Source organism: Cellulophaga sp. 20_2_10 (assembly GCF_023476645.1).
In the GTDB taxonomy this organism is placed as follows: domain Bacteria; phylum Bacteroidota; class Bacteroidia; order Flavobacteriales; family Flavobacteriaceae; genus Cellulophaga.
The window spans coordinates 59,108-84,124 of record NZ_JAMCOJ010000013.1 but is presented as its reverse complement, the minus strand read 5'-3'; the positions used below and the strand labels follow the sequence as shown (position 1 = coordinate 84,124).

General features: G+C 34.5%; 20 protein-coding genes. 10 read left to right on the top strand and 10 right to left on the bottom strand.

Annotated features, from left to right (window positions below):
* Nucleotides 1-103: 103 nt before the first annotated feature.
* The 5 genes from M4I21_RS17035 to M4I21_RS17015 all read left to right on the top strand — a co-directional run bounded on the left by M4I21_RS17035 (nt 104) and on the right by M4I21_RS17015 (nt 4,955).
* Nucleotides 104-607: a hypothetical protein gene (locus M4I21_RS17035; protein WP_249560435.1), complete on the top strand. Its 504-nt coding sequence runs from the start codon at nt 104-106 to the stop codon at nt 605-607.
* Between the two features lie 53 nt (nt 608-660).
* On the top strand, nt 661-2,121 hold the full coding sequence (locus M4I21_RS17030; protein ID WP_249560434.1) for an oligosaccharide flippase family protein: 1,461 nt from the start codon (nt 661-663) through the stop codon (nt 2,119-2,121).
* The gene (dut, locus tag M4I21_RS17025) at nt 2,118-2,552 is read left to right on the top strand and encodes a dUTP diphosphatase (RefSeq protein WP_249560433.1); all 435 of its coding nucleotides are present in this window, start codon (nt 2,118-2,120) and stop codon (nt 2,550-2,552) included. Before M4I21_RS17030 ends, dut begins: the two co-directional genes overlap by 4 nt.
* 72 nt (nt 2,553-2,624) lie before the next feature.
* On the top strand, nt 2,625-3,641 hold the full coding sequence (locus tag M4I21_RS17020) for a sugar phosphate nucleotidyltransferase (protein WP_249560432.1): 1,017 nt from the start codon (nt 2,625-2,627) through the stop codon (nt 3,639-3,641).
* Nucleotides 3,642-3,836: 195 nt separating this feature from the next.
* Nucleotides 3,837-4,955, top strand: a complete 1,119-nt coding sequence (locus M4I21_RS17015; protein WP_249560431.1) for an OmpA family protein — start codon at nt 3,837-3,839, stop codon at nt 4,953-4,955.
* A 59-nt stretch (nt 4,956-5,014) separates the two neighbouring features.
* On the opposite strand, the gene M4I21_RS17010 is transcribed toward M4I21_RS17015, so the two are convergent.
* On the bottom strand, nt 5,015-6,310 hold the full coding sequence (locus M4I21_RS17010; RefSeq protein ID WP_249560430.1) for an aminopeptidase P family protein: 1,296 nt from the start codon (nt 6,308-6,310) through the stop codon (nt 5,015-5,017).
* Nucleotides 6,311-6,588: 278 nt separating this feature from the next.
* On the opposite strand from M4I21_RS17010, the gene M4I21_RS17005 reads away from it, so the two are divergent.
* Nucleotides 6,589-9,441 (top strand): VPS10 domain-containing protein, encoded by a 2,853-nt coding sequence (locus M4I21_RS17005; protein ID WP_249560429.1) that lies wholly within the window; start codon nt 6,589-6,591, stop codon nt 9,439-9,441.
* Between the two features lie 143 nt (nt 9,442-9,584).
* Nucleotides 9,585-10,433, top strand: a complete 849-nt coding sequence (locus M4I21_RS17000) for a hypothetical protein (RefSeq protein ID WP_249560428.1) — start codon at nt 9,585-9,587, stop codon at nt 10,431-10,433.
* A 13-nt stretch (nt 10,434-10,446) separates the two neighbouring features.
* On the opposite strand, the gene M4I21_RS16995 is transcribed toward M4I21_RS17000, so the two are convergent.
* The 4 genes from M4I21_RS16995 to M4I21_RS16980 form a co-directional block, all read right to left on the bottom strand.
* Nucleotides 10,447-12,270, bottom strand: a complete 1,824-nt coding sequence (locus M4I21_RS16995; protein ID WP_249560427.1) for a cytochrome-c peroxidase — start codon at nt 12,268-12,270, stop codon at nt 10,447-10,449.
* Nucleotides 12,271-12,344: 74 nt separating this feature from the next.
* Nucleotides 12,345-13,919, bottom strand: a complete 1,575-nt coding sequence (locus M4I21_RS16990; protein ID WP_249560426.1) for a hypothetical protein — start codon at nt 13,917-13,919, stop codon at nt 12,345-12,347.
* Nucleotides 13,920-14,284: 365 nt separating this feature from the next.
* Nucleotides 14,285-15,256 carry a succinylglutamate desuccinylase/aspartoacylase family protein gene (locus M4I21_RS16985; protein WP_249560425.1) on the bottom strand — a complete coding sequence of 324 codons (972 nt, stop codon included), beginning with the start codon at nt 15,254-15,256 and terminating at the stop codon, nt 14,285-14,287.
* Nucleotides 15,234-16,124: a RimK family alpha-L-glutamate ligase gene (locus M4I21_RS16980; protein ID WP_249560424.1), complete on the bottom strand. Its 891-nt coding sequence runs from the start codon at nt 16,122-16,124 to the stop codon at nt 15,234-15,236. Before M4I21_RS16980 ends, M4I21_RS16985 begins: the two co-directional genes overlap by 23 nt.
* Nucleotides 16,125-16,289: 165 nt before the next feature.
* Between M4I21_RS16980 and M4I21_RS16975 the strand changes: the two genes are divergently transcribed.
* From M4I21_RS16975 to M4I21_RS16965, 3 genes are read left to right on the top strand one after another with little or no spacing between them, the layout of a single operon-like run.
* Nucleotides 16,290-16,967, top strand: a complete 678-nt coding sequence (locus M4I21_RS16975; RefSeq protein WP_249560423.1) for a succinate dehydrogenase cytochrome b subunit — start codon at nt 16,290-16,292, stop codon at nt 16,965-16,967.
* A 14-nt stretch (nt 16,968-16,981) separates the two neighbouring features.
* Nucleotides 16,982-18,997 carry a fumarate reductase/succinate dehydrogenase flavoprotein subunit gene (locus tag M4I21_RS16970; protein WP_249560422.1) on the top strand — a complete coding sequence of 672 codons (2,016 nt, stop codon included), beginning with the start codon at nt 16,982-16,984 and terminating at the stop codon, nt 18,995-18,997.
* 10 nt (nt 18,998-19,007) lie between these two features.
* Nucleotides 19,008-19,754 carry a succinate dehydrogenase/fumarate reductase iron-sulfur subunit gene (locus M4I21_RS16965; protein ID WP_249560421.1) on the top strand — a complete coding sequence of 249 codons (747 nt, stop codon included), beginning with the start codon at nt 19,008-19,010 and terminating at the stop codon, nt 19,752-19,754.
* A gap of 99 nt (nt 19,755-19,853) precedes the next feature.
* On the opposite strand, the gene M4I21_RS16960 is transcribed toward M4I21_RS16965, so the two are convergent.
* The 5 genes from M4I21_RS16960 to M4I21_RS16940 form a co-directional block, all read right to left on the bottom strand.
* Nucleotides 19,854-20,396, bottom strand: a complete 543-nt coding sequence (locus tag M4I21_RS16960; protein WP_249560420.1) for a thioredoxin family protein — start codon at nt 20,394-20,396, stop codon at nt 19,854-19,856.
* 502 nt (nt 20,397-20,898) lie between these two features.
* Nucleotides 20,899-21,552, bottom strand: coding sequence for a CoA transferase subunit B (locus M4I21_RS16955; RefSeq protein ID WP_249560419.1), 654 nt, complete (start codon nt 21,550-21,552; stop codon nt 20,899-20,901).
* 39 nt (nt 21,553-21,591) lie between these two features.
* Complete coding sequence (locus M4I21_RS16950; protein WP_249560418.1) at nt 21,592-21,930, bottom strand: hypothetical protein; 339 nt, start codon at nt 21,928-21,930, stop codon at nt 21,592-21,594.
* A gap of 18 nt (nt 21,931-21,948) precedes the next feature.
* On the bottom strand, nt 21,949-22,650 hold the full coding sequence (locus M4I21_RS16945; RefSeq protein ID WP_249560417.1) for a CoA transferase subunit A: 702 nt from the start codon (nt 22,648-22,650) through the stop codon (nt 21,949-21,951).
* Nucleotides 22,651-22,666: 16 nt separating this feature from the next.
* Complete coding sequence (locus M4I21_RS16940; protein ID WP_249560416.1) at nt 22,667-25,009, bottom strand: penicillin-binding protein 1A; 2,343 nt, start codon at nt 25,007-25,009, stop codon at nt 22,667-22,669.
* Nucleotides 25,010-25,017: the final 8 nt, after the last annotated feature.

The following is a 25,017-nucleotide window of genomic DNA, read 5'->3' as shown; positions in this document are numbered from 1 at the left end:
ACCTCACTTCTAGTGGGGTTTTTGTTGTTTTGGAACCTATTTAAAAAATACTTGGCATTAAATTTGTCTTTGTATCTTTATAAACATTAAAACCACTCCCAATATGAAAAATTCTATATATACATTTATCGTAGTTTTAGGAATACTAACTAGTTGTGCTTCTCAAAAGAACCTGCAAGAAAGTGCTCCTTTTGAAATAGGAAGTGGTTATTGCCAAGAATCATATGGAGGCAGAGCGGCATCGGGATCAGAAATGTTAGTTAAAATACCTGTATCAAATCTTGACGGTTATAGAGTTAATTCTATTTTTTTTAGGGGACAGCAGACCTATGTTAAAGTTCTAGATGAAGATGGTCAAAAGTATATTGTAGCCAATCTTAAAGCAAAAAAGGCTAAAGCTCCTAAAGATATGATTGCGCATGCAGATCCTAAACAAGAAGTTGGTAATACGCCCAACACTAAAAGTACAGATGTAGACTTTCCGTTTCAATTGAATTATGATGAGGCTGTTTTAAGCTATTATAAGGGAGATGTTATAAACTACGTTAAGGTTACGGGTATAAAGCACAAACAGGCTATAATGTATCCTTCAAAACCAAGGCAATAACACTTTGTTTACTAGGGTATAAATAACTACTTTTAAGCTCTAATTAAACTGTATTGAGTCCATTTAAAAAACTTTTTAAGCAAACCTTTGTGTATGGCTTGGCAACAGTGTTGCCTAGAATGCTTTCCTTTATGCTAGTTCCGTTGTATACAGATGTAATGGCTCCTGGTTTATATGGGGAAGTTGCTCTTATATTTTCTTGGTTTGCTATTTTTAATGTGTTTTTGGCATACGGTATGGAGACGGCTTTTTTTAGATTTTACCATAAGTCTACTGAAAAAGATAAAGTTGTTTCTACATCTTTAATTTCTATTGCTGTATCTACAGCGGTATTTTTTGTGTTAGCGCTGTTGTTAGAGGGGACTTTGCTACGTCTTACGGGAATTTCAGAAAAGTATATTACTTATGCCATTTATATTTTGGCTTTAGATGCATTGGTTATTATTCCGTTTGCTTGGCTTAGAGCAACAGAAAAACCCATGAAGTATGCCATTATTAAAATTGTAAACATTTGCATCAACCTTGGGCTTAATCTATTCTTTTTAATGCTTCTGCCTAAGTTAGTCAGTGATTCTACAGATTCTATTTTTGCATCAATCTATAAAGAAAACTTTCAAATATCGTACATATTCATATCAAACTTAATTGCAAGTGCAGTTACATTGTTACTTACTTTAAATTTATATATTAAAAATAAGTATGTTTTTGATAGGGCTTTGTGGCGTTCTATGATGAAATATGCTTCGCCAGTTTTGGTAGCGGGTATTGCATTTACTATTAACGAGGTTTTTGATAAGATTTTATTAGAATGGCTGTTGCCAGAGGATATTGCTAGTTCAGAAATGGGTAAATATGCCGCTTGCTATAAGTTAGCGTTGTTTATGACGTTATTTGCGACTGCATTTAGAATGGGAATAGAGCCTTTCTTTTTTAGTCACTCTAATTCTAAAAACCCTCAAAAAACGTATGCCCAAATTACCAATTACTTTGTAATCCTAGGGAGTGCAATTTTACTGGCTGTAGTAGTTTTTGCAGATGTATTAAAAGAGTTGTTTGTGAAAAACTCAGATTATTGGGAGGCTATGAAAGTTGTTCCTTTAATTGTGTTGGCTAATTTCTTTTTAGGAATTTACCATAACCTATCTGTTTGGTATAAGGTAACCGATAAAACAAGGTATGGTGCATTTATCTCTGTAATTGGGGCAGTGGTTACTATTGTTATAAATATAGTGCTTATATCTACCTTAAGCTATATGGCTTCTGCAATTGCAACAGTATTTGCATATGGTATTATGATGGTGCTTTCTTACTGGTTTGGAAAAAAGAATTACCCCATACCGTATAATATGCGTAAAATAATATTCTATTTTACGTTATCTGTGGTGTTTTCAATTCTATCTTTTTATATTTTTAATAGAAATTTATGGATTGGTTGTTCGCTATTACTAGTGTTCTTAGGATTAGTGTATAAAATGGAAAACGAAGTATTACGAAAAATAATTAAGAAAAAATGACAATCAAAATAATTAATAAATCGGCACACGCAACTCCTAGTTATGAGACTTTTGCTTCTGCCGGAATGGACTTAAGAGCCAATATTTTAGAATCTATTACGTTAAAACCTTTACAAAGAGCAATTATTAAAACTGGTCTTTTTATAGAGTTACCAGTTGGGTATGAGGCTCAAGTTCGCCCACGTAGCGGGTTGGCAGCTAAAAAAGGAGTTACGGTTTTGAATGCTCCAGGTACTGTAGATGCAGATTATAGAGGAGAAATAGGTGTAATTTTAGTGAACCTATCTGAGGATGATTTTACCGTAGAAAATGGAGAACGTATTGCACAATTAGTAATTGCAAAGCACGAACGAGCAGAATGGATAGAGGTTAAAGAGTTATCTGAAACAGCTAGGGGAGAAGGTGGCTTTGGTAGCACGGGTACTAAGTAAAAGATAATATAAACATAAACCATAATTAATGTAAGCAGATTAATTTGTGCTTCCATTTTAAAAGAAGAAAAAATGAAAATTATAGTTCCAATGGCGGGTAGAGGATCCCGTCTTAGACCACATACATTAACAGTTCCAAAACCATTAATACCAATTGCAGGTAAACCAATTGTACACCGTTTGGTTAGTGATATAGCAAAGGTTTTAGACGAACCAATAGAAGAGGTTGCTTTTATTTTAGGTGATCCTGCTTTCTTTGGTGATGATGTTATAGCTAGTTTAAAGGAGTTAGCGGAGGGTTTAGGCGCAAAAGCATCTATTTATAGGCAAGACCAACCTTTAGGTACAGGACACGCTATAATGTGTGCTAAGGATTCTTTAAGTGGTCCGGCTGTAATTGCCTATGCAGATACACTTATTAGAGCAGATTTCGATTTAGATAAAACTGCGGATAGTGTTATTTGGGTAAAGCAAGTAGAAAAACCAGAAGCTTTTGGCGTTGTTAAATTAAACGATAAAAATGAAATTGTAGAGTTGGTAGAGAAACCAGAGCAGTTTGTATCTGATCTTGCTGTAATTGGTATATACTACTTTAAAGATGTTGCTGTTTTAAAAGACGAATTGCAACACGTTTTAGATAATAACATTATTAATGGTGGTGAGTACCAAATTAATGATGGTATTAAACAGATGATGCAAAAGGGTAAAAAGTTTGTTTCTGGTAAAGTTGATGAATGGATGGATTGTGGCAACAAAAATGTTACTGTAGAAACCAACATGAGAATGTTAGGCTTTTTAGAAAAAGATGGAGAAGCATTACGATCTAAAACGGTAACTTTAGAGAACGCAAATATTATAGAGCCTTGTTATATTGGAGAAAACGTTGTTCTTAAAAACACAACTGTTGGTCCTTATGTATCTATAGGCGATAATACAGTTGTGGAAAACTCAACAATTAAAAATAGTTTAATACAAACTAACAGTAAAATTACCAATGCCAATTTAGATAATGCAATGATTGGTAATTACGTAAAGTATAATGGTAATTACGAGACAATTAGCATTGGAGATTACTCGGTTTTAGAGTAATTTTTAGTATAAAATAGTGCGCTTTAACCCTGTAAAATTGCATTTTACAGGGTTTTTTGCATTTTTTACACCTTGTTAATTTGTAGATTCACCTACAATAGTTGGTATTTCACAACAATATAGTCTGTAAAAACTTCACTATTAAGTAAATATGCGTTAATTGCACGGTGAACAAGAAATTACAAAATATTTTTTATGCAAAAAGTTCCCCAAACAAAACGCACAAATAAATACATTATAGGTATATTTTTAATGGCCTCTTTTTTAAGTGTTAAGGCTCAAAACTTAGTTGAGAATCCAAGTTTTGAAAATTCTAAAAAATGTTCTAAAAAACCAGGAAATTTTCAAAAGGATGTTATAGGTTGGCATACGCCATCAGATGGTAGTACAGATTACTATAGTGATTGTAGTCCTGAAATGAGTACAAATCATAATTTTATAGGAAGACAACAAGTATACCACGGCAAAGCTTTTGCTGGTTTTTATATGCTTGGCCCAGATAATTATAGAGAATACATCACTGGAAACCTAACTGAGACTTTAGTTAAAGGTAAGCATTATAAAGTTTCTTTTATGGTGAGTTTAGCGGATAAAGCAGGTTTGGCAGTAGATGAGTTTCAGATTTTATTTACAGAAAAATTACCTAAGTGGAGTACCAAAAAAAACATATCAATAGATTATGTAAATAACTCTGAAGAAATTAAACTATTAAGGGGAAGGGCACCTTCGGGTTACGTTAATAAAATAAAATGGATTAATGTTTCTGCTAGTTTTACTGCAAACGGTACAGAGCAGTATATTACTTTGGGTAATTTTAAAAGAGATAAAAGAACCAGAAGAAAAATTACAGGAGAAAATTTGCGTAAAGCATCATATTACTATATAGATCAAGTATCTGTTGAGTTAGATGATAAAATAAACTTAGATGAGATTTATGTTATAAAAGATCTCTTATTTACATCAGATAGTTTTGTAATTAATCATGAAGCTAAAAGTCAGTTAACAGCTCTTGTTAAGCATTTAAAAAGAAATCCAAGTCTTAATGTTACCATATATGGACACTCAGACAACGAAGGAGATGCAGCTTATAATAAATTACTTTCTTTAAACAGGGCTAAATCTGTTGGTGAGTTTTTGTTGGATAATGGATTAGGCTTTACTAGAATTAAATGGCAAGGTTATGGTTCAAAAATTCCGCTTGCTACTAATAAAAGTGAAACTGGAAGATTGCAGAATAGAAGAGTTGAGTTTGTTGTTTCTGAAAATAAATACAGCAACTACGCAAACACAGCTTTTGAAGAAGATAAAGAATAAGCACAAAAAAACCTCTTCCTTTGCAGGAAGAGGTTTTGCTATTAAAACAAATTTTAATGCTACTTAGCCTGCATTAATTCTTCAATTTCATCTGCTTCTATAGGAATGTTTGCCATTAAGTTAAACGGTTCTCCTTTTTCTTGTATTACAACATCATCCTCTAATCTAATACCTAAATTTTCATTAGGAATATAAATACCCGGTTCTACTGTAAAAACCATGTTTGCTTTCATAGGAGTTTTTAAGTCTCCGTAATCATGCGTATTTAAACCAATGTGGTGACTGGTACCATGCATAAAGTATTTTTTATATGCAGGCCAGTTTTTATCTTGGTTTTGTACATCTGCTTTGTCTAATAAGCCTAATCCTAATAATTCGCTGGTCATTAACTCACCAACTTCTTTATGGTATTCTCCCCAAAGTGTTCCAGGAACAAGCATTTTTGTAGCATCATTTTTAACGCGTAAAACGGCATCGTAAACGTCTCTTTGTCTTTTAGTAAACTTACCACTTACGGGTATACTTCTACTTAAATCACTAGAGTAATTAGCGTATTCTGCAGCAACATCCATCAGTATAACATCGCCATCTTTACATTGTTGGTTGTTTTCTATGTAGTGTAATACGTTTGCGTTGTAACCAGATGCAATAATTGGTGTGTATGCAAATCCTTTAGAGCGGTTACGTACAAACTCGTGTAATAATTCTGCTTCAATTTCATACTCCCAAACACCAGGTTTAACAAAGCCTAATAAACGTCTAAACCCTTTTTCGGTTATATTACAAGCTTCTTGCATCAATGCCAACTCTTCAGGTTCTTTAACGCCTCTTATATCTTGCATTATTGGAAAACTCTTTGCCCATTGGTGCGCAGGATAATCAGCTTTACACTTTTTAATAAATCGGTCTTCTCTTGTTTCTGTTTCTACAGCTTGTCTGTAATGTTCATTGGTGTCAAAATAAATAGTTTCTGCTTCAGTCATTAAATCAAAGAAAACCTTGTCAAAATCTGTTAACCAATACACTGTTTCTATTCCAGATACTTCTGTACCGCGTTCTTTTGTGAGTTTTTCACCTTCCCATACTGCAATATGTTCGTTTGTTTCACGTACAAATAATACTTCTCTGTGTTTTGGGTCAAAGGCATCAGGAAAAAGAACTAAAATAGTTTCTTCTTGGTCTGCACCTGTTAGGTAAAAAATATTTCTATGTTGCTCAAAAGGCATAGCGCTATCTGCGCCAATTGGATAAATATCATTAGAATTAAAAACGGCAATACTTTTAGGCTTCATTTGAGCCATAAACTTTTTGCGGTTTTTCACGAATAATTTAGAATCAATAGGATTGTACTTCATTTCTTAATTTTTCAGTTTGTATTGATGCAGTTTTGGCGGAGTAAGTGCTAAAAACTACAAGTTGTATCAAAAGTAATGAATATCTATTTTGATGCGCAACAAAAAATAGTATTTAGCCTCCTTTTAACGTATTTAATACATCAAATTAAAGTCAGCCTAGTGCATATTTTTTTGCATAAAAAATTAATTTTGCGATGATAGCCTTTCTTTATAACTTCCGTAGGTCTAAAATACAGATTACAAAAGAGAACAAAACCTTACAAACTAAAACCTGAAAAATGAAAAAAATGCTATCTTTTTGCTTTTTGCTAACTTCTGCATTAAGCTGGGCGCAACCTGCATCAACAGCCAAAAACGTTGTAGAAAGTGCACTAAAGCAAAAGAAACAAATGCAAGAATCTTCTATAGTTAAAAACATTGCATTTTCTAATATTGGCCCAACAGTTATGAGTGGCCGTATTGTAGATGTTGCTGTTAATCCTAACAAACCAACCGAATTTTATGCAGCTTATGCTTCTGGTGGTTTATGGTATACCAATAATAATGGCACAACTTTTACCCCAGTTATGGACCAAGCTAGTACTCAAAATTTAGGTGATATTGCTGTAGATTGGAAATCGGGAACAATTTGGGTTGGTACAGGAGAAAATAACTCTTCTAGGTCTTCTTATGCAGGTGTTGGTTTGCTAAAATCTACAGATAAGGGAGAAACTTGGCAAAATATGGGTTTGGTAGATTCTCATCATATTGGACGTATACTTATTAATCCAGAAAACCCTAACGAAGTAGTTGTTGGGGCAACCGGACATTTGTATTCTGCAAATGACGAACGCGGAATATATAAAACAACAGATGGCGGTAAAAGTTGGAAAAAGACACTTTTTGTAAACGATGTTACTGGTATTATAGATGTTGCTATGGTGCCAACTAATTTTAATGTGCAATATGCTGCCGCTTGGGAAAAAGACCGTAAAGCTTGGAATTTTTCTGGTAATGGTTCTAATTCTGCTATTTATAAAAGTACAGATGGTGGCAGTAGCTGGACAAAAATATCGACTAAAGAAAGTGGTTTTCCTACCGGAGAAGGTGTTGGTAGAATTGGTTTAGCTGTTTTTGATGAAAATACGGTGTATGCTGTGCATGATAGTCAGTTTAGAAGACCTGAAGAAACTAAGAAAGAAAAAAAGTCCGATGATTTAGTTAAGAATGATTTTAAGACAATGTCTACTAAAGAGTTTTTAGCGTTATCAGATTCAAAATTAAATGCATTTTTAAAGACAAACGGATTTCATGAAAAGTATAGGGCACCAAATGTAAAACAAATGGTACGTGTTGGAACTGTGAAACCAGTAGATATTGCGAAGTTTTTAGAAGATGCAAATTCTATGTTGTTTGATACTCCCGTAATAGGAGCAGAAGTTTTTAGAAGTGATGATGCTGGTAAAACGTGGAAAAAGACAAATGAAGAGCATATAGATAATTTGTTCTATAGCTACGGATATTATTTTGCGCAAATTAGAGTTCATCCTAAAAATAAAGATGAGATTTATTTAGCTGGTGTGCCATTAATTAAGTCTAACGACGGTGGTAAAACATTTGATAATATAGATGGACCAAACGTACACTCAGATCATCATGCATTGTGGATTAATCCAGATCTTAAAGGGCATTTAATTAATGGTAATGACGGCGGAATTAACATTTCTTACGATGATGGTAAAAGCTGGATTAAAAATAACTCACCTGCTGTAGGACAATTTTATGCAATAAATGTAGATAATGAGCAGCCGTATAATGTGTATGGTGGTTTGCAAGATAATGGCGTTTGGGTTGGTGCAAATAATGCAAGTCAAAGCAGTAGGTGGCAACAAACAGGTCAGTACCCTTGGAAAAGTTTAATGGGTGGTGATGGTATGCAAATACAAATTGATGGTAGAAACTCTAATGTTTTATATACAGGTTATCAGTTTGGGAACTATTTTAGAATTGATAGAGAAAAGAACAGTCAAAAATACATTCAACCAAAGCACGATTTAGGAGAAAGTCCATATCGTTTTAACTGGCAAACACCAATTTTACTATCTTCTCACAACCAAGATATTTTATATTTAGGAGGTAATAAATTGCACCGATCTTTAAATCAGGGAGATGATTGGGAAACTATTTCTGGCGATTTAACAAACGGTGGTAAAAAAGGAAATGTTGCTTATGGTACGTTATCTACGGTGTCAGAATCTCCTTTTAAATTTGGATTGATATATACGGGTAGTGATGATGGTGCAATACAACTTACTAAAAACGGTGGTGGTTCTTGGGAGAAAATAAGCGATAATCTTAAAAATGAAGAACTTTGGGTAACTAGAGTAGCTGCTTCTAAGCATAAACAAGAGCGAGTGTATGTTACTTTAAATGGGTACCGTTGGGATAACTACACACCTTATGTTTATATGAGTAATGATTATGGTAAAAGCTGGAAGAATATAGGGAAAACAATTCCTGCTTCTCCAGTAAATGTAATTTTAGAGGATCCTGAAAACGAAAACTTATTGTTTGTTGGTACAGACAATGGTCTATATGTGTCTTTTACTATGGGAGAGTCTTGGGAGCTTTTTACAAACGGAATACCTGCAGTTGCAGTACATGATTTGGTAATACAGCCAACTGCTAAAGATTTATTAGTTGGTACACACGGACGTAGTGTATACAAGACTAATATTAGTAAATTACAAGAAATGACTTCGTCTACTTTGGCAAAAAAGTTACACTTATTTAAAACTGATGATATAAGACATTCTAGTAGGTGGGGTAATGCAGCTTCGACAAGATTTAGACCTAACACTCCAGGAGTAGATGTTAATTTTTATGCAGCTAAAGACGGAAACTTTACTGCGCGTATTTTAACAATGAATAATACAGAGGTTAGTGCTGTTACTGTAGCAGGAGAAAAAGGATTTAATGTGCTTTCTTATGATGTGGCTTTTTCTAAATCAGGAAAATCTAATTATTTAAAAAAGAATAAAGTTGAGTTAATACAAGCAAAAGATGGTAAGACGTATTTACCAAAAGGAAAGTATAAAATAGAGTTATCTGGAAATGCAGCTGCAGACAGTACAACATTTGAAATAAAATAAAATAGTAAACAGTTTTTTTAAGGGCCAGAACAACTGTTCTGGCCCTTTTTTTTAATGTTAAAATGAATAGAAAGTATGTCTAGTAATTTTTTAAAGCCTTAATTTTGTATCTCTTTATTTTTATTAATTTTTTACTTAGTTAAATGCGTATATTTTTTTCGCTATTCTTTTTGATAAGTGTAGTTGGAGTTGGTTTTGGCCAAGAGGCTATAAATAGTAACTCAGGTTCTAAAAAAGGAAAACTTTATTTTTATTGGGGCTGGAATAAAGCAAGCTATTCGTCATCGAATATAGAGTTTAAAGGAGGTGATCATAATTTTACATTAAAAAATGTAAAGGCCAAGGATACAGATTTGGATTGGAAAGTTGGAAAACACTTAAATCCAAGTAGGTTAACCATTCCTCAGTTTAATTTTAGAGTAGGATATTTTTTAGATGACCATTGGGATGTTTCTATTGGTACAGACCATATGAAGTATGTTGTAAATAATTTGCAGACAGTTAAAATATCTGGTTATATAGAGAATACGGGAACTGCTTATGACGGTGTTTATAATAATGATGATATTGTGATAGATAGCGAAAGTTTTTTAAGTTTTGAACACACAGATGGCCTAAACTATGTAAATGTAGCTTTAAGAAGAAACGACCGCATAGCACGGTTGGGTGATATCGTAGACCTAAACATGTTGGTTGGTGTTAATGCCGGTGTAGTAATACCTAAAACGAATTCTAACTTTTTAAATAGAGGAAGAAATGATGAGTTTCATTTATCCGGTTATGGGCTTGGTGCTACGGGAGGATTAAATCTTACTTTTTTCGATGTATTTTTTATTCAGTCTGAGTTAAAAGGTGGCTATATAAACTTGCCCAGTATTACTACTTCACCAAATGATTCTGATAGAGGAAAACAAAGCTTTGCTTTTTCTCAATGGAATATTGTTTTTGGAGGTTATATTAACTTAAACAAAAAAGCTAAAGCAAAAAAGTAGGAGTGTTTTTGCTTTAATTTTTAGAAACAGAAGTGTCGGTTAGTGTGTGCATAAATGCGACTAATGACTTTTGCTCTTTATCTGTTAGGTTTAACTCATTAAAAGGTAGTGTTTGGTGTTCAAGGTCAAAACCTAGCCCTGCACCACCCCCTAAGTTGTAAAAATTTATGACTTCTTCTAGGGTGTTGTAAATTCCGTTGTGCATATATGGTCCAGTAGAATCAATATTTCTTATCGTTGGTGTTTTAAACATTTTGTCGTGTATGCTTTCTTGAAATACCCAGTAGAAACCTCTATCGGTGTCTATTTCTTTGTTTTTACTAGTTTTAGGAACTCCTATTACTTCTTTTTCAGTTTCGTTAAAATAAGGTGGTACAGTGCCGTTGGTAAGCGGAATAAAATGACATGTAGCGCATAATGCTTTTCCCATAAATAAATTGAAACCATTTTTTTCTTCAAGAGTAAAACTGCTTGTTTCGCCGCGCATATCTTTATCAAATTTCGAATTAAAACCATTTAAAGTAGAAACATATATAGAAATAGCTCTAACAGTTTCTTTATTGCTTTTTGGTAGTGTCCCAAACACGTTTTTAAATAGTGTTATGTAGGCTGTGTCTTTTAATATGTTTCCAGAGAAACGATGCACGTCTGTATTAAATTCTTTATCGTTTTTAAAAACAGCACTTATTTGATTTTCTATGGTATTGGCTCTTCCGTCCCAGAAAAAGGCTTTTTGATAAATGCTATTTAATAGCGTAGGTGTGTTTCTTTGTTGTAGGTTGTTTTTGTTGTCTTTGCTTAGTGCTAAGCCGTCTGTATATCCTTTACTAGGTAAGTGACAAGTAGCGCAAGACATAGTGCCTGTTTCGGATAGTTTTTTGTCAAAGAATAGTTTTTTTCCTAGTGCAACTTTTTCTTTAGACGGATTTCTATCATTTACATCTAAAAAGAAATTTACGTTAAAACTGTCTTCTTCAAAAAAGGTTGGAGCATCAAAATTATAAGGGAATGCGTTTGTTTTGCCATCCCATAATCCGCTTTCTTGTCTAATTTTAACCCAGTTTCTTGTAATTGGGTTAAGGTATTCTCTAATAAATGTGTACCTATCAAAAGTAGTAAAGTCAGAATTTTTAGTAATAAAGACTAGTGCTTCTTTTATATTTTTAGTGAAAATTTGATCTAAATTTTGATTTTCTTGTGTAATTAGGGGGTGTAAAGATAGTTTGTAAACCGCATATAGGCTTTCTAGTGAAATTGCTGTTTCTGCAATGCTATTTCCTGTTACAGGTGTGTCAAAACCTGCTAAAGCTAAGCTTGTAATACGCATTAATTGCTGGTGTGTACCAATAAAGAATCGTTTTGGGGTAAGTTCTTTTTCTTTAATATTTACTTTAAGGTTTGTTAAAAATCCATTTTGGTAATACAGTTCTCTTAAATAATCTTTTTGTGTTGCTCCGTCTGTAAATAAAGTTTCTTCTAGTTTTTGCAAACCAATTGGCGCTACAACTCTTCCGCTATCGTCATTATAAATGGGCAAGGCTGGTCCGTTTGCTCTATGGGTTACGGCTGAATTTAATACGCCAGCGTAAGGTTCGGCCTTTTTAAATGCGGCTCTAAGTTTAAAAAATAATGGTTTAGCCCTAGGGTCTTCAATTTTTAAAAGTTTTAAAGAATCAACTAAATCTGTTGCTGTGGTTATCTGTTCAAGGTAATAATCTTGAGCAAGTTTCCATTTAACGTTGTTTTTAGAAATTGTTTTTTTATAAGTCTCTTTCTCTTTGCAAGAACTTGCTAGTAAGAGTAATACAACTAAAACTCTAAAATTTTTTTTAAACATTTGGTATGTAGATTTAAAGTAAAAAGTCCCTGTAACATTTGTTACAGGGATTTTTTATAAAAGTATATTGTTGTTTATCTAGGTAAACCTTTAAGTAGTACAATTTGCGAACCTTCTAGGTAAGGCATATTTCCTAACCATGGATGTTGTAGAGATTGTGTGCCGCCGTCTACACCAGCAAATTCATCACTTTCCCAGTAGTGCGGTTGTAGCGCTAGCATAAAAGTGCCTGGCTCACCAACCTTATCAGAAATATCTATTAGAGATCCAAACTCACCGCTTATACCCGTAGTTTTATCCTTTGCTAAGTCGTTTCTAACGACTAACTCCATTACTTTTTTGGAGTTGTTCCCGTTTAAATCTGCTTGGTAAATATATGCTGAATGGCCTCTTGAGAAAGAATTAGGATCTTCCTGTATATAGACGTAATTTTCTGTAACACATAAGTTATCTGGACTTTGTAGTTGGGCTAGATTGCCATCCATATTATTGCTATCTGTGTTGCCGCTAACAATCTGCGTTAATTTACCTTCTAATGGGTTGTTCGTGTCTAATTCTAATTTGTAAACTGTTCCCCAATCGTTATATGTTCCTCTTCCAGGACCACGACCCGTTACAGCAAAAAATACATTTCTTCCGTTTGCATCACTACCTTTTTGATAATCTACATCTTCAACACGCATAAATTGTGATGCTAAAACATCATTACATGCAGTTTCCATTTCTTCGACAGTAAGGCTTGCTCCATCAACAATTTCTACAAATTCTATATCGTATGTTTTCTGAAAATCTAAACTGCTTTCATCATACTGCATATCGATAGCTGCAGTTTTTACACCATCTGTGCCATCAGAAATTTGCTTTAAACGTAACACGTATATTTTTCCTCCTGTTAAGTCTGCATCGCCAGCGGTAGAGTGGTACATAATAACTTGTCCTTCAGACCCAGAAGAATCATCATCGCCACCAACTATAACTGTTTGTCCTGCGTATGCTCCTTGTGGCAGAGGTGTTGCATTTTCCCAAGCAAATTCGCCTAATGCATCTAATCCAAAATCTGCAGTAGGTGTTGGTGTCTCTACCAATGGGTCTATGGCTTTTACATCATAATTAAAAGCTTCAGAAGCAGATAAGAACAAATCTTTAGATCCGCCATGAATTTCTTTTTCCCACATGGTACCAGAACACTGGCGTGCAAAATCTGCAACACTAGAGTTTAAAAGGTAAGTTGCATCTGTTATGTTAAAGTTTTTGTCTAATGATAGTCTGGCCACAGCAAAATGATCTTCAAAGTTTACAACATACTCGTACCCTTCTCCGTTTTTTAATAATCCGGCGCCATCTGCACCACCGCCAATTCTAAAATCCGAACCATTAAAGTTTAATACGTCGCTAGAGCTAACTAAAGAAAAAGCTTCGACAAAGTTAAACTGTGGGTCCATTGCAACTAACGGTTTAAGGTTAGATTTGTCCTCAAACATTGTTAGTTCTGTAGTATGGTCTTCACCATCTTTTCCGTCTTGACCGTTAATTCCGTCAATGCCGTCTATTCCTTTTGTGCCATCCATACCATCTTCTGGATCGCAACTAATAATACTTGCTCCCATTAAAGAGAATACAAATGCTTTGCGTATTAATTTTTTGTACATTTTCTTAGTGTTGTTGGTTATTATTTCTCGTGACAAAAATATCATCCAACAGTGCTAAGCCTGTTAATACATTATGGTCTTTATATTAAGTTAATTTTGTCTTTATGTTACTACTTTAAGAGAAGGTTAATAATTGTAATTGTTCTTAATAGGAATAATTGTTAAAAAGACCAGTTGGTTTGTTTTTTGAAGTCGATGTTTTTCTTCTCAAGTGCATAAGGAAGTTTACTTTTTTCTTTTTTCCGATGAAATACACGTTTTGTTCATTTTTGCACAGAATATGACAAACAAACAAACCATTCAGTTTGCAAAAACTAAATTATATTTTAAAGATTTGGAACTAAAAAGTGAAGAATTGGTCTTAATTAGACCAATTCTCCTATGTGAAAAAGTGCTTCACCTTGGTTTACTACTGCTTGGTGATTTACACAGAAAACGCAGCCATTAAAAGGGGCTTTAATTTCTTTGCTTCGTCTAGAAAAAGCATCGGTAACAATTCCAATAACAGCTCCTTTTTTTATGTCGCTTCCATTTTTAATTTTAGGTAAAAACATACCTGCCGTTGGCGCGCGTACCCATCTTCTGTTTGTTAGGTAAACAGTTTCTTCTTTCTCTAAAGAAAGAGCATCTGTTTTGGCTAACATATCAAAATGATGTAATGTGTTTAAGACACCCTGCACTCCTTGTTCTATAGCGTATTCATTAAAACGCATGCTTTCACCAGCTTCATAAACAATGGTAGGTATGCCTTTGTTAAACGCTGTTTTTCTAAATGATTTAGGAATTAAGTCAGACGAAAACGTAAAAGGAGCATTAAAAATAGCAGCAAGTTCTTCACTCTTTTTGTCAGCTGCTGTATAACGCACCTGTGGGTAGTTAGACCTGCTTCCGCCACCTGTATGTAAATCGATTCCAAAATCTATCTGCGGAAAAATCTCTTTTGTAAAATGATATGCAATTCTACTAGCCAATGAGCCTAACTTTGAACCAGGAAAACTGCGGTTTACATCTTTGCCATCAGGTAATTCTCTGGAAAAATGTATAAAACCAAAAATATTTAAAATAGGAACAGCTATTATGCAGCCTTTAGTGACTTTAAAATGCTTTTTGTCTAGCATTCTACGCACTATTTCTATACCGTTAATTTCATCGCCATGTAGACCAGCCTGAACTAACAGTGTTGGTCCAGGGACTTTAGAGTTAAATACGTATATTGGAATATCTATAATAGTACCCGTTGGTAACCTATCAATTTTTATGCTTACCAGTTTCTCTTCTCCTGGACGCACATTTTCTTCACCAATAGTAATGGTTTTATTTTCGTCTTTTAAATGCATTTTCTTCTACGTATTCTATAATTTTTTTAGCGATATTTACTCCTGTTGCATCTTCTATTCCTTCTAAGCCTGGGGATGCATTAACCTCTATTAGTAATGGTCCATTTTTAGACCGTATTAAATCTACACCGGCAACACCTAAATCTAATTCTTTTACTGCTCTTAGTGCTATTTTGGATTCGTAAGCTGTTGGTTCTATGGCCAGGGTAGATGCACCTCTATGGACATTGGATCTAAATTCGCCTGCTTCACTAGTTCTCTTCATAGAGGCAACAATCTTATTGCCTACAATAAAAATTCGGATATCTTCTCCGTTAGATTCTTTTATAAATCGCTGCAATAATATACTAGTATCCATCTTGTAAAATGTATCTATGATAGATTTTGCAGATTTTTTTGAATCGGCTAAGATTACACCTAATCCTTGTGTGCCTTCTTGTAATTTAATTATTACTGGTGCGCCACCTAATAATGTAAGCTGAGTTTCTATATTATCTGGGTTGATAGAAAATAGTGTTTCTGGAATGGGAACACCACACCTAGTCATTATTTGTAGTGTCTTTACTTTGTTGCGCGCTTTTATGATACTTGAAGACTTGGCAGTTGTAAAAACACCATTAAGTTCAAATTCATACACTATGGCGGCACCATGTTTGGTTACTTTAGCGCCAATTCTTGGAATAATAGCATCAAACTCATTTGTAATGTCCTCTTCATTAAGGTAAACCTTTGGTGTTTGTGCACCAAGTTTAACAGCACATTTGGTATGGTCTATTAGTTCAATGTAATGCCCACGCTTTTCTGCCTCTTGTGCAATTCTACGTGTAGAATAGACTGCCATACTAACAGAAAGTAATCCAATGTCCATTTTTTAAATCTTAATAATTTTCTATGAATATCGGTCAAAAATAGTAATTAAGAGAATCGGTACTCAAACTTTCTTTAAATTAATTCTAAATACGATACATAATCATAGCAAAGTTTGTTGATAACTGGTAGGAATCGTAAATTTGTAAAACAAAACTAACAACAAATGAGCGGATTTTTTAAATCTTCAATTGGTAGAAAGTATGCAATGGCGCTTTCTGCTTTATTTTTAATGTTTTTTCTACTTCAGCATTTTGCTATTAACATTTTATCGGTATTTAGTCCAAACGCATTTAATGAGGCTTCTCATTTTATGGGTACTTTTTGGGTAATACAGTATGTGATGCAACCTGTTTTAATTTTTGGAGTGATGTACCATTTTATTATGGGCTTTATTTTAGAAATAAAAAACAGAAAAGCAAGAGTAGTTAAATATGCTAAAAATAATGGAGCAGCTAATTCTAGCTGGATGAGTAGAAACATGATATATAGTGGTTTAGCTATACTAGGTTTCTTAGTACTTCACTTTATTGATTTCTGGTTGCCAGAAATAGAAACAAAATACATTCAAGGCGATATGTCTGGACTGTTAGCAGATGGTGAAGGCTTTCGTTATTACGAAGAGCTTACGCACAAGTTTGTTAACCCTTTAAGAGTTGGCGCTTATGTCTTGGCATTTGTGTTTTTATCTTTACACCTTATGCACGGATTTAGTTCTGCGTTTCAATCTTCTGGAGTTAGCTCTATGAGAAAACAAAAGCTTCAAGCTTTTGGTAAGGCTTATGCTATAATAATTCCTTTAGGATTTATTTTTATAGCCCTTTTTCATCATTTTAATCATTAATAATATAGTATCATATGTCTGTATTAGATTCTAAAGTACCTAAAGGCCCTCTTAAAACTAAGTGGACCGATTATAAAAACCATATAGATTTAGTTAACCCTGCAAACAAACGTAACATAGATGTTATTGTTGTTGGTACTGGTTTGGCGGGTGGTTCTGCTGCTGCTACATTAGCAGAATTAGGTTATAATGTAAAAACTTTTTGCTACCAAGATTCTCCGCGTAGAGCTCACTCTATTGCGGCGCAAGGTGGTATTAATGCAGCTAAAAACTATCAAGGTGATGGTGATTCTACATACCGCTTGTTTTACGATACGGTTAAAGGTGGGGATTACAGATCTAGAGAGGCTAACGTTTATCGTTTAGCTGAGGTTTCTGCAAATATTATTGACCAGTGTGTTGCTCAAGGTGTTCCTTTTGCACGTGACTATGGTGGTTTATTAGATAACCGTTCTTTTGGTGGTGTATTAGTATCTAGAACTTTTTACGCAAAAGGACAAACAGGACAACAATTATTGTTAGGAGCTTATTCTGCAATGAACAGACAAATTGCACGTGGTAAAATTACTCCGTTCAATCGTCATGAAATGTTAGATGTTGTAAAGGTAGATGGTAAAGCTCGTGGTATTATTGCTCGTAACTTAGTTACTGGTGAAATAGAACGTCACTCTGCTCATGCAGTAGTTATTGCTTCTGGTGGTTACGGTAATGTTTATTTCTTATCTACCAACGCAATGGGTTCTAATGCAACAGCTGCATGGAAAATACATAAAAAAGGTGCATTCTTTGCTAATCCTTGTTATACTCAAATTCACCCAACGTGTATCCCACGTTCAGGTGACTATCAATCTAAATTAACATTGATGTCAGAATCTTTGCGTAATGATGGTCGTATTTGGGTTCCTAAAAATATGGATGATGTAATGGCAATTCGTGAAGGCAAGAAAAAGCCAACAGATTTGTCTGAGGATGAGAGAGATTACTACTTAGAAAGAAGATATCCTGCATTTGGTAACTTAGTACCTCGTGATGTTGCTTCTAGAGCGGCAAAAGAGCGTTGTGATGCTGGTTACGGTGTTAATGCAACAGGAGAAGCTGTTTATTTAGATTTTGCTTCTGCAATACAACGTTATGGTATAGAGCAAGCTAAAATTCATAATATAGCAAATGCTTCTGCAGCTAAAATATATGAATTAGGAGCTGCTATCGTAAAAGAGAAATACGGAAATCTTTTTCAAATGTACGAGAAGATTGTAGATCAAGATCCTTATAAAACTCCAATGATGATATACCCTGCGGTACATTATACTATGGGTGGTGTTTGGGTAGATTATAACTTAATGACTACAGTAGAAGGTTTATACTGTATTGGTGAAGCAAACTTCTCTGATCACGGTGCAAACAGACTAGGTGCTTCTGCCTTAATGCAAGGTTTAGCAGATGGTTATTTTGTATTACCTTATACAATTGGTAATTATTTATCTCATGAAATTAGAACAGGAAAAATCCCTACGAATACGCCTGAGTTTGATGCCGCTGAAAAAGAAGTATCTGATAAAATAGATTTCTTTATAAACAATAAAGGAGAGCACTCTGTAGATTATTACCATAAGAAATTAGGTAATATAATGTGGGAGAAATGTGGTATGTCTCGTAACGCTGAAGGTTTAAGAGAAGCAATGGTAGAGATTAAAGCTTTACGTGAAGACTTTTACAAAAACGTTAGTGTGCCGGGAACTGCAAATGAATTAAATGCAGAATTAGAAAAAGCTGGTCGTGTAGCAGATTTCCTTGAGTTAGGAGAGTTGTTTGCTAAAGATGCTTTAGAGAGAGAAGAATCTTGTGGTGGTCACTTTAGAGAAGAATCTGTTGAGTTAGACGGTGAGCAAAAAGGTGAAGCTAAGCGTAACGATAAGGAGTTTGCTTTTGTTTCTGCTTGGGAGTATAAAGGAGAACCTGGTGATGCTGTTTTACATAAAGAGGATCTAGAGTTTAAAGAAATTGAATTAAAACAACGTTCATACAAATAAGATAGACATTATGAATTTAACACTTAAAATTTGGCGTCAGAAAGATGCTCAGTCGAAAGGTAAAATGGTCGATTATAAAGTGACTGAGATCTCAGAACATATGTCTTTCTTAGAAATGATGGATGTTTTAAACGAACAGTTAATTAATACGGGTGAAGAGCCAGTAGCTTTTGATCATGATTGTCGTGAAGGTATTTGCGGTATGTGTTCTATGTATATTAATGGTGAGGCTCACGGTCCAGATAGAGGAGTAACTACATGTCAGTTACACATGCGTATGTTTAAAGATGGTGATACTATTACAATAGAGCCATTTAGAGCAGCAGCATTTCCTGTATTAAAAGATTTAGTTGTAGATAGAGGTGCTTTTGATCGTATACAGCACGCAGGTGGTTATATATCTGTAAACACTTCTGGTAATACACAAGATGCTAACGCTATTCCTATTTCTAAGCACGCTGCAGATGAGGCTATGGATGCTGCAACTTGTATTGGTTGTGGTGCTTGTGTTGCAAGTTGTAAAAACTCTTCTGCTATGTTGTTTGTAGGTGCTAAAGTGTCTCAGTATGCATTATTGCCACAAGGACAAGTAGAGGCCACAGACCGTGTTAGAAATATGGTTGCCCAAATGGATTTAGAAGGTTTTGGTAATTGTACAAACACTGGTGCTTGTGAAGTTGAATGTCCTAAAGGAATTTCATTAGAAAATATTGCACGTATGAACCGTGAATTCTTAAGCGCAAGTATTAAAGGATAAATATAAAAGAATAAGTTACTATGTAGCTGTACTTATATAAATTAAAAAATCCCAAACTGTATCTACAGTTTGGGATTTTTTATGTTTTGTATCTAGTGTTTAGTCTGCGTAATTAGGAATGTAAGTGTCTCCATTAACAATGGCTTGTACATCTTTTTCTAAGCTAATTATAGGCGATTCTACAATGCGGTTTACTTCCTTGCCGTCTTTATATAGAATAAATGTAGGCACGTGTGTAATAGCTAGCCCTTTTTCCTCGCCACCTGGGCTTTTTTTGTAATTGTTTCTTGCATTATCTACTGCTACTAATTTAAAATTTTCCATAGGGAAATTTGCCGTTTCTAATATTTTGTAGAAAGGTGGAGTTTCTCTTTTGCTATCGCCGCACCAAGTACCCATAAAGGCAACTATCTTATAGTCTTTAAGTTTATCTTCTATAGATTTTAATGTTTCTGTGTCTACTTTGTAATTGTCGTATTTTGGGGCAAACCAATTGGCAAAAGAGTTTTGTGTTAAGTCGGTTTTGTTAATTTCACCTAGTAAACGTTCCCTGTTATTGTGATCTTTTGGGACTTGTGCTATTGCTGTTAAAGAGAATAATAATAAAAGGAGAAGTTGAATAGTACTTGTGTGTTTTTTCATCGAGAGTAATTTTACACTAAGTTATCTAGTTTATTTCGGTTTTTAAAGAGTTTTAAGCCTTTTTTAGCATAAATCTGAATTGTATACTTGTTATAAAGATAAAATGTTTTGTGAGTCTTTATATTGATGTATTAGGAGGTTTGTATAGCTAGTTGTTTTAGGCAATGCTATTTTTCTGAATAGATAAGTGTGCCGAAAATGTGTATAACCAAAAAAGGAGCTACATTTTGTAAAATGTAGCTCCTTTTGTTTTGTTTTTTAAACTCATTTATGAAAACATAAATAGTTTTTTCGTCAGGCTAATAATTCCAGAAAAAAAATTTCTCTTATAAATTACTTTCTGTGTTGTTGGGTAAAATTGGGCATTCATAATTTTAGGTTGTTTAAAGTTGTAATTTGGGGTTAAACTTTTAATACAACGTAAATATATAAGGAGAATGCTTTCTATTTAAATTTTTGTTGTGAACAACTAGTAATTTGTTGTGAAAGGTTATAATCTATTTTATAGGTCCATCTCTGGGATGTCTCCGTTTATAATTAATGTCCCCTTGGTTGCGTTTTTAATTTCTTCTACAGTAACCCCAGGTGCACGTTCTAAAAGTAAAAACCCTTCTTTTGTAACCTCTAAAACAGCAAGATTGGTTACTATTTTTTTAACACAGCCAACGCCTGTTAGTGGTAGTGTGCATTTGTCTAATATTTTAGATTCTCCAGCACGGTTTGTATGCATCATAGCAACAATTATATTTTCGGCTGACGCAACAAGATCCATTGCGCCTCCCATACCTTTTACCATTTTTCCTGGAATTTTCCAGTTGGCAATATCTCCAGTTTCAGAAACCTCCATAGCGCCAAGTATCGTAAGGTCTACGTGTTGTCCTCTTATCATGGCAAAACTAGTGGCAGAATCAAAAAAAGAAGCTCCAGGAAGTGTAGTTATAGTCTGCTTTCCTGCATTAATTATATCTGCATCTTCTTCGCCTTCAAAAGGAAAAGGTCCCATTCCTAGAACGCCATTTTCACTCTGGAACTCAACATTTATATCGTTATTCACAAAATTGGCTACTAAAGTAGGTATGCCAATACCTAAATTTACATAATAACCATCTTGTACTTCCTTTGCAATTCGTTTTGCTATTCCGTTTTTATCTAGCATAATGTTTACTATAAAATTGAATATTTTTAATTTGATAAGTTACCTGCGTCTTATCATATACTTGTTAAAAGAATTTGTTGCACTGCTTTCTACAGTCATAAAAAGTATAGGGACACCTAAGGCAACTGTTCCAATAGCTCCAAAAATTGACCATAAAATAACTGCGGTTATACAACCAATTGCAGCTCCTATTAGTATTAACTTTTTATTATGTACTGCAGTAATTTTATTAATGTGCACTTTTTCTTTAGAGTTGCAACTTGTACAATTGGCAGCAAAATTGTCACCAATCTTCATGTGTAAGTCTCCTCTTGTTGCAATTACTGGTGTGTAGTAATTTGTAGCTTTGCAAGACGGACATCTATACGCTAGTTTCATAAAGTACTATTAAAATAATTACTCCTTTTTTCTAACAGTGCGTTGTTCTATTCTTTTTTGATAATCTTTTCCTTGAAATATGCGTTGTACAAAAATACCTGGAACGTGAATTTCGTTTGGGTTTAAGCTTCCGGCAGGTAAAAGCTCTTCAACTTCTGCAACAGTTATTGTAGCTGCGCCACACATTACTGCGTTAAAGTTACGAGCAGTGCCTTTAAATATAAGGTTTCCGGCTTCATCACCCTTCCAAGCTTTTACAAATGCAAAATCTGCTTTTGCAGCTTCTTCAAGAACATACATTTTACCGTTAAATTCTCTCGTTTCTTTGCCTTCTGCTACTTCCGTGCCGTAGCCGGCTGGAGTGTAAAAGGCAGGGAAGCCTGCTTGTGCTGCTCTACACTTTTCTGCTAAAGTACCTTGTGGTGTTAATTCTACTTCTAGTTCGCCACTTAACATTTGTCTTTCAAATTCATCATTCTCACCTACGTAAGAAGATACCATTTTCTTTACCTGACGTTTTTGAAGGAGTAGGCCAAGACCAAAATCGTCTACACCGGCATTGTTAGATATACAAGTTATGCCAGTTACATTTAGGTCTACTAATTCTTCTATAGCATTTTCTGGAATACCACATAAGCCAAAGCCTCCAACCATAAAAGTCATATTGTCTTTTACGCCTTTTAGAGCATCTTTAACGTTAGCTACTGTTTTTCTAATCATTTTATGTAAGAATTAATTAAAAATCTAGATCGTCTAAATCATCTGCAGGATTATTCTCCTGTTCCAACTCTTGATTTACTTTTGCACAATCTACGTTAATAGATAAGTTTTTGGGTTTGGTAAAAGCTTTATCTGATATACCTAGATCTTTGTTCTCGTAGTTAGATTTCATGTATAATCCCCAAATTGGTAAAGCCATGGATGCACCCTGACCATATAGAACACTTTTAAAGTGAGTTGCTCTTTCTTCGCCACCAACCCATACGCCGGTAACTAAGTTAGGAACCATACCCATAAACCAACCATCACTTTGTTTTTGTGTAGTTCCTGTTTTACCAGCTATAGGGTTTTTAAATTCATATGGGTATCCTGTTATAATTTCTTTGTACATATTGCTGTTTGCGCCAGTTGTTCTTAAACGTGTTCCAGAACCGCCGTGTGTAACACCTTCCATAAGGTTTACCATGGCGTAGGCAACATCTTTACTCATTACATCTCTTGTTTCTGGAGTGTATTCGTATAAGACAGTACCGTTTTTATCTTCAATTCTTGTAACCATTACAGGTTTAACATATACACCTTGATTTGCAAAAGCGCCATAAGCACCTACCATTTCGTATACACTAACATCTGTTGTTCCTAGGGCTATAGATGGTACAGCAGGTATATCACTTGTAATACCTAATCTTTTTGCCATAGCGGCAACTGGTTCTGGGCCAACTTCATCTATTAATTTAGCTGTTATGGAGTTAACAGAATTGGCTAACGCATCTTTTAACGTCATCATTTCACCAGAATACTTACCATTGGAGTTTTTAGGACACCAAGCATCTGTGTTTCCGTGTTTGCCAGCGGCAATACAGTGTTGTGTATCCATAATATGGTCACATGGAGACATGCGCAGTTGATCTATAGCTGCGGCGTATACAAATGGTTTAAAGGTAGAGCCAACTTGTCTGGTTCCCCTATATACATTGTCATACTGAAAATGAGTGTAGTTTATACCGCCAACCCAAGCTTTTACGTGTCCTGTTTGTGGTTCCATGGACATCATTGCTGTTCTTAAAATAGATTTGTGGTATCTAATAGAGTCTAGTGGAGTCATTACGGTGTCTTTGCTTTTGGTTTTAGACGTCCAGCTAAAGATTTTCATTGGAATAGGTTTTGTAAAAGAGGCTCTAATCTCTTTTTCAGATTTACCGGCTTTTTTCATGTCTCTCCAGCGGTCAGATGTTTTCATACCGCGCTCCATAATTCTATTTATTTCGTCCTTATTAATATCTAAAAACGGAGCAGTTTTATTGCGTTCAGGAGTATTCTGTACAAAAAACTCAGCCTGTAGCTTTGTCATATGTTGTTCTACAGCTACTTCTGCGTTTTTTTGCATTCTAGAGTCAATAGTCGTGTAAATCTTTAATCCGTCTAAAAATAAGTTCCATTTGTCGCGTTCTCCTTTTAATGCAGGCTTAGGGTTTTTCTTTGCCCAACCGTTCATAAAACCTTGCAGGTACATTCTAAAATATGTAGCAAGGCCTTCATTATGGTTTTCTGGAGAAAAGTTAAGACTTAAAGGTGTTTTTTGCAATGAGTCTTTCTCTTTTTGAGTAATGTAGCCATATTTTGCCATTTGCGCTAAGACTACATTTCTGCGGTTTAATGTCCCTTTTGGGTTTCTTTTTGGAGTAGGGTTGTATAAAGATGAATTTTTAAACATACCTACCAACATAGCCGATTCTTTAACATCTAAATCTATAGGTTCTTTTCCAAAATAAATACGAGAAGCAGAACGTATACCATCTGCGTTGTTACCAAAATCATAGATATTAAAATACATTGCTATAATTTCTTCTTTGGTGTACTGGCGCTCTAAACGGGTTGCTATAACCCATTCTTTAATTTTTTGAGTATAACGTTGCCATCCTCTAGCGGCTAAACCCGTAAACAATTGCTTTGCTAATTGCTGAGAAATTGTACTCGCGCCACCTTTTTTACCTAAGTAGAAAAAAGCTCTTAGTGTACCACGAGCATCTATACCAGAGTGCTCAAAATAACGTGCATCTTCAGTAGCAACTAAAGCATCTACTAGGTGTTTTGGTAATTGGTCGTAAGCAACAATTGTTCTGTTGTCGTCTAGATAGTACTTACCTAGTAATTCGCCATCAGAAGATATAATTTGACTAGCTAAATTTGTTTGTGGATTTTCTAAACGTTCAAAGTCTGGCAACTCGCCAAAAGCACCAGAAGATGCTAATAAAAATACCATTACAGCAGAGATAATACCTACTAAAAATAATATCCAAAACCATTTTACAAATTTAAAAAATGGTTTACTCTCTTTTTTCTTTACAGCCTTTGCCATTGCTACTC

Bases quoted from the DNA above. Each gene is read 5' to 3' on its own strand.
- M4I21_RS17035 (WP_249560435.1), top strand. From the start codon at position 104: ATGAAAAATTCTATATATACATTTATCGTAGTTTTAGGAATACTAACT.
- dut (WP_249560433.1), top strand. From the start codon at position 2,118: ATGACAATCAAAATAATTAATAAATCGGCACACGCAACTCCTAGTTAT.
- M4I21_RS17020 (WP_249560432.1), top strand. From the start codon at position 2,625: ATGAAAATTATAGTTCCAATGGCGGGTAGAGGATCCCGTCTTAGACCA.
- M4I21_RS17015 (WP_249560431.1), top strand. From the start codon at position 3,837: ATGCAAAAAGTTCCCCAAACAAAACGCACAAATAAATACATTATAGGT.
- M4I21_RS17010 (WP_249560430.1), bottom strand. From the start codon at position 6,310: ATGAAGTACAATCCTATTGATTCTAAATTATTCGTGAAAAACCGCAAA.
- M4I21_RS17005 (WP_249560429.1), top strand. From the start codon at position 6,589: ATGAAAAAAATGCTATCTTTTTGCTTTTTGCTAACTTCTGCATTAAGC.
- M4I21_RS17000 (WP_249560428.1), top strand. From the start codon at position 9,585: ATGCGTATATTTTTTTCGCTATTCTTTTTGATAAGTGTAGTTGGAGTT.
- M4I21_RS16995 (WP_249560427.1), bottom strand. From the start codon at position 12,270: ATGTTTAAAAAAAATTTTAGAGTTTTAGTTGTATTACTCTTACTAGCA.
- M4I21_RS16990 (WP_249560426.1), bottom strand. From the start codon at position 13,919: ATGTACAAAAAATTAATACGCAAAGCATTTGTATTCTCTTTAATGGGA.
- M4I21_RS16985 (WP_249560425.1), bottom strand. From the start codon at position 15,256: ATGCATTTAAAAGACGAAAATAAAACCATTACTATTGGTGAAGAAAAT.
- M4I21_RS16980 (WP_249560424.1), bottom strand. From the start codon at position 16,124: ATGGACATTGGATTACTTTCTGTTAGTATGGCAGTCTATTCTACACGT.
- M4I21_RS16975 (WP_249560423.1), top strand. From the start codon at position 16,290: ATGAGCGGATTTTTTAAATCTTCAATTGGTAGAAAGTATGCAATGGCG.
- M4I21_RS16970 (WP_249560422.1), top strand. From the start codon at position 16,982: ATGTCTGTATTAGATTCTAAAGTACCTAAAGGCCCTCTTAAAACTAAG.
- M4I21_RS16965 (WP_249560421.1), top strand. From the start codon at position 19,008: ATGAATTTAACACTTAAAATTTGGCGTCAGAAAGATGCTCAGTCGAAA.
- M4I21_RS16960 (WP_249560420.1), bottom strand. From the start codon at position 20,396: ATGAAAAAACACACAAGTACTATTCAACTTCTCCTTTTATTATTATTC.
- M4I21_RS16955 (WP_249560419.1), bottom strand. From the start codon at position 21,552: ATGCTAGATAAAAACGGAATAGCAAAACGAATTGCAAAGGAAGTACAA.
- M4I21_RS16950 (WP_249560418.1), bottom strand. From the start codon at position 21,930: ATGAAACTAGCGTATAGATGTCCGTCTTGCAAAGCTACAAATTACTAC.
- M4I21_RS16945 (WP_249560417.1), bottom strand. From the start codon at position 22,650: ATGATTAGAAAAACAGTAGCTAACGTTAAAGATGCTCTAAAAGGCGTA.
- M4I21_RS16940 (WP_249560416.1), bottom strand. From the start codon at position 25,009: ATGGCAAAGGCTGTAAAGAAAAAAGAGAGTAAACCATTTTTTAAATTT.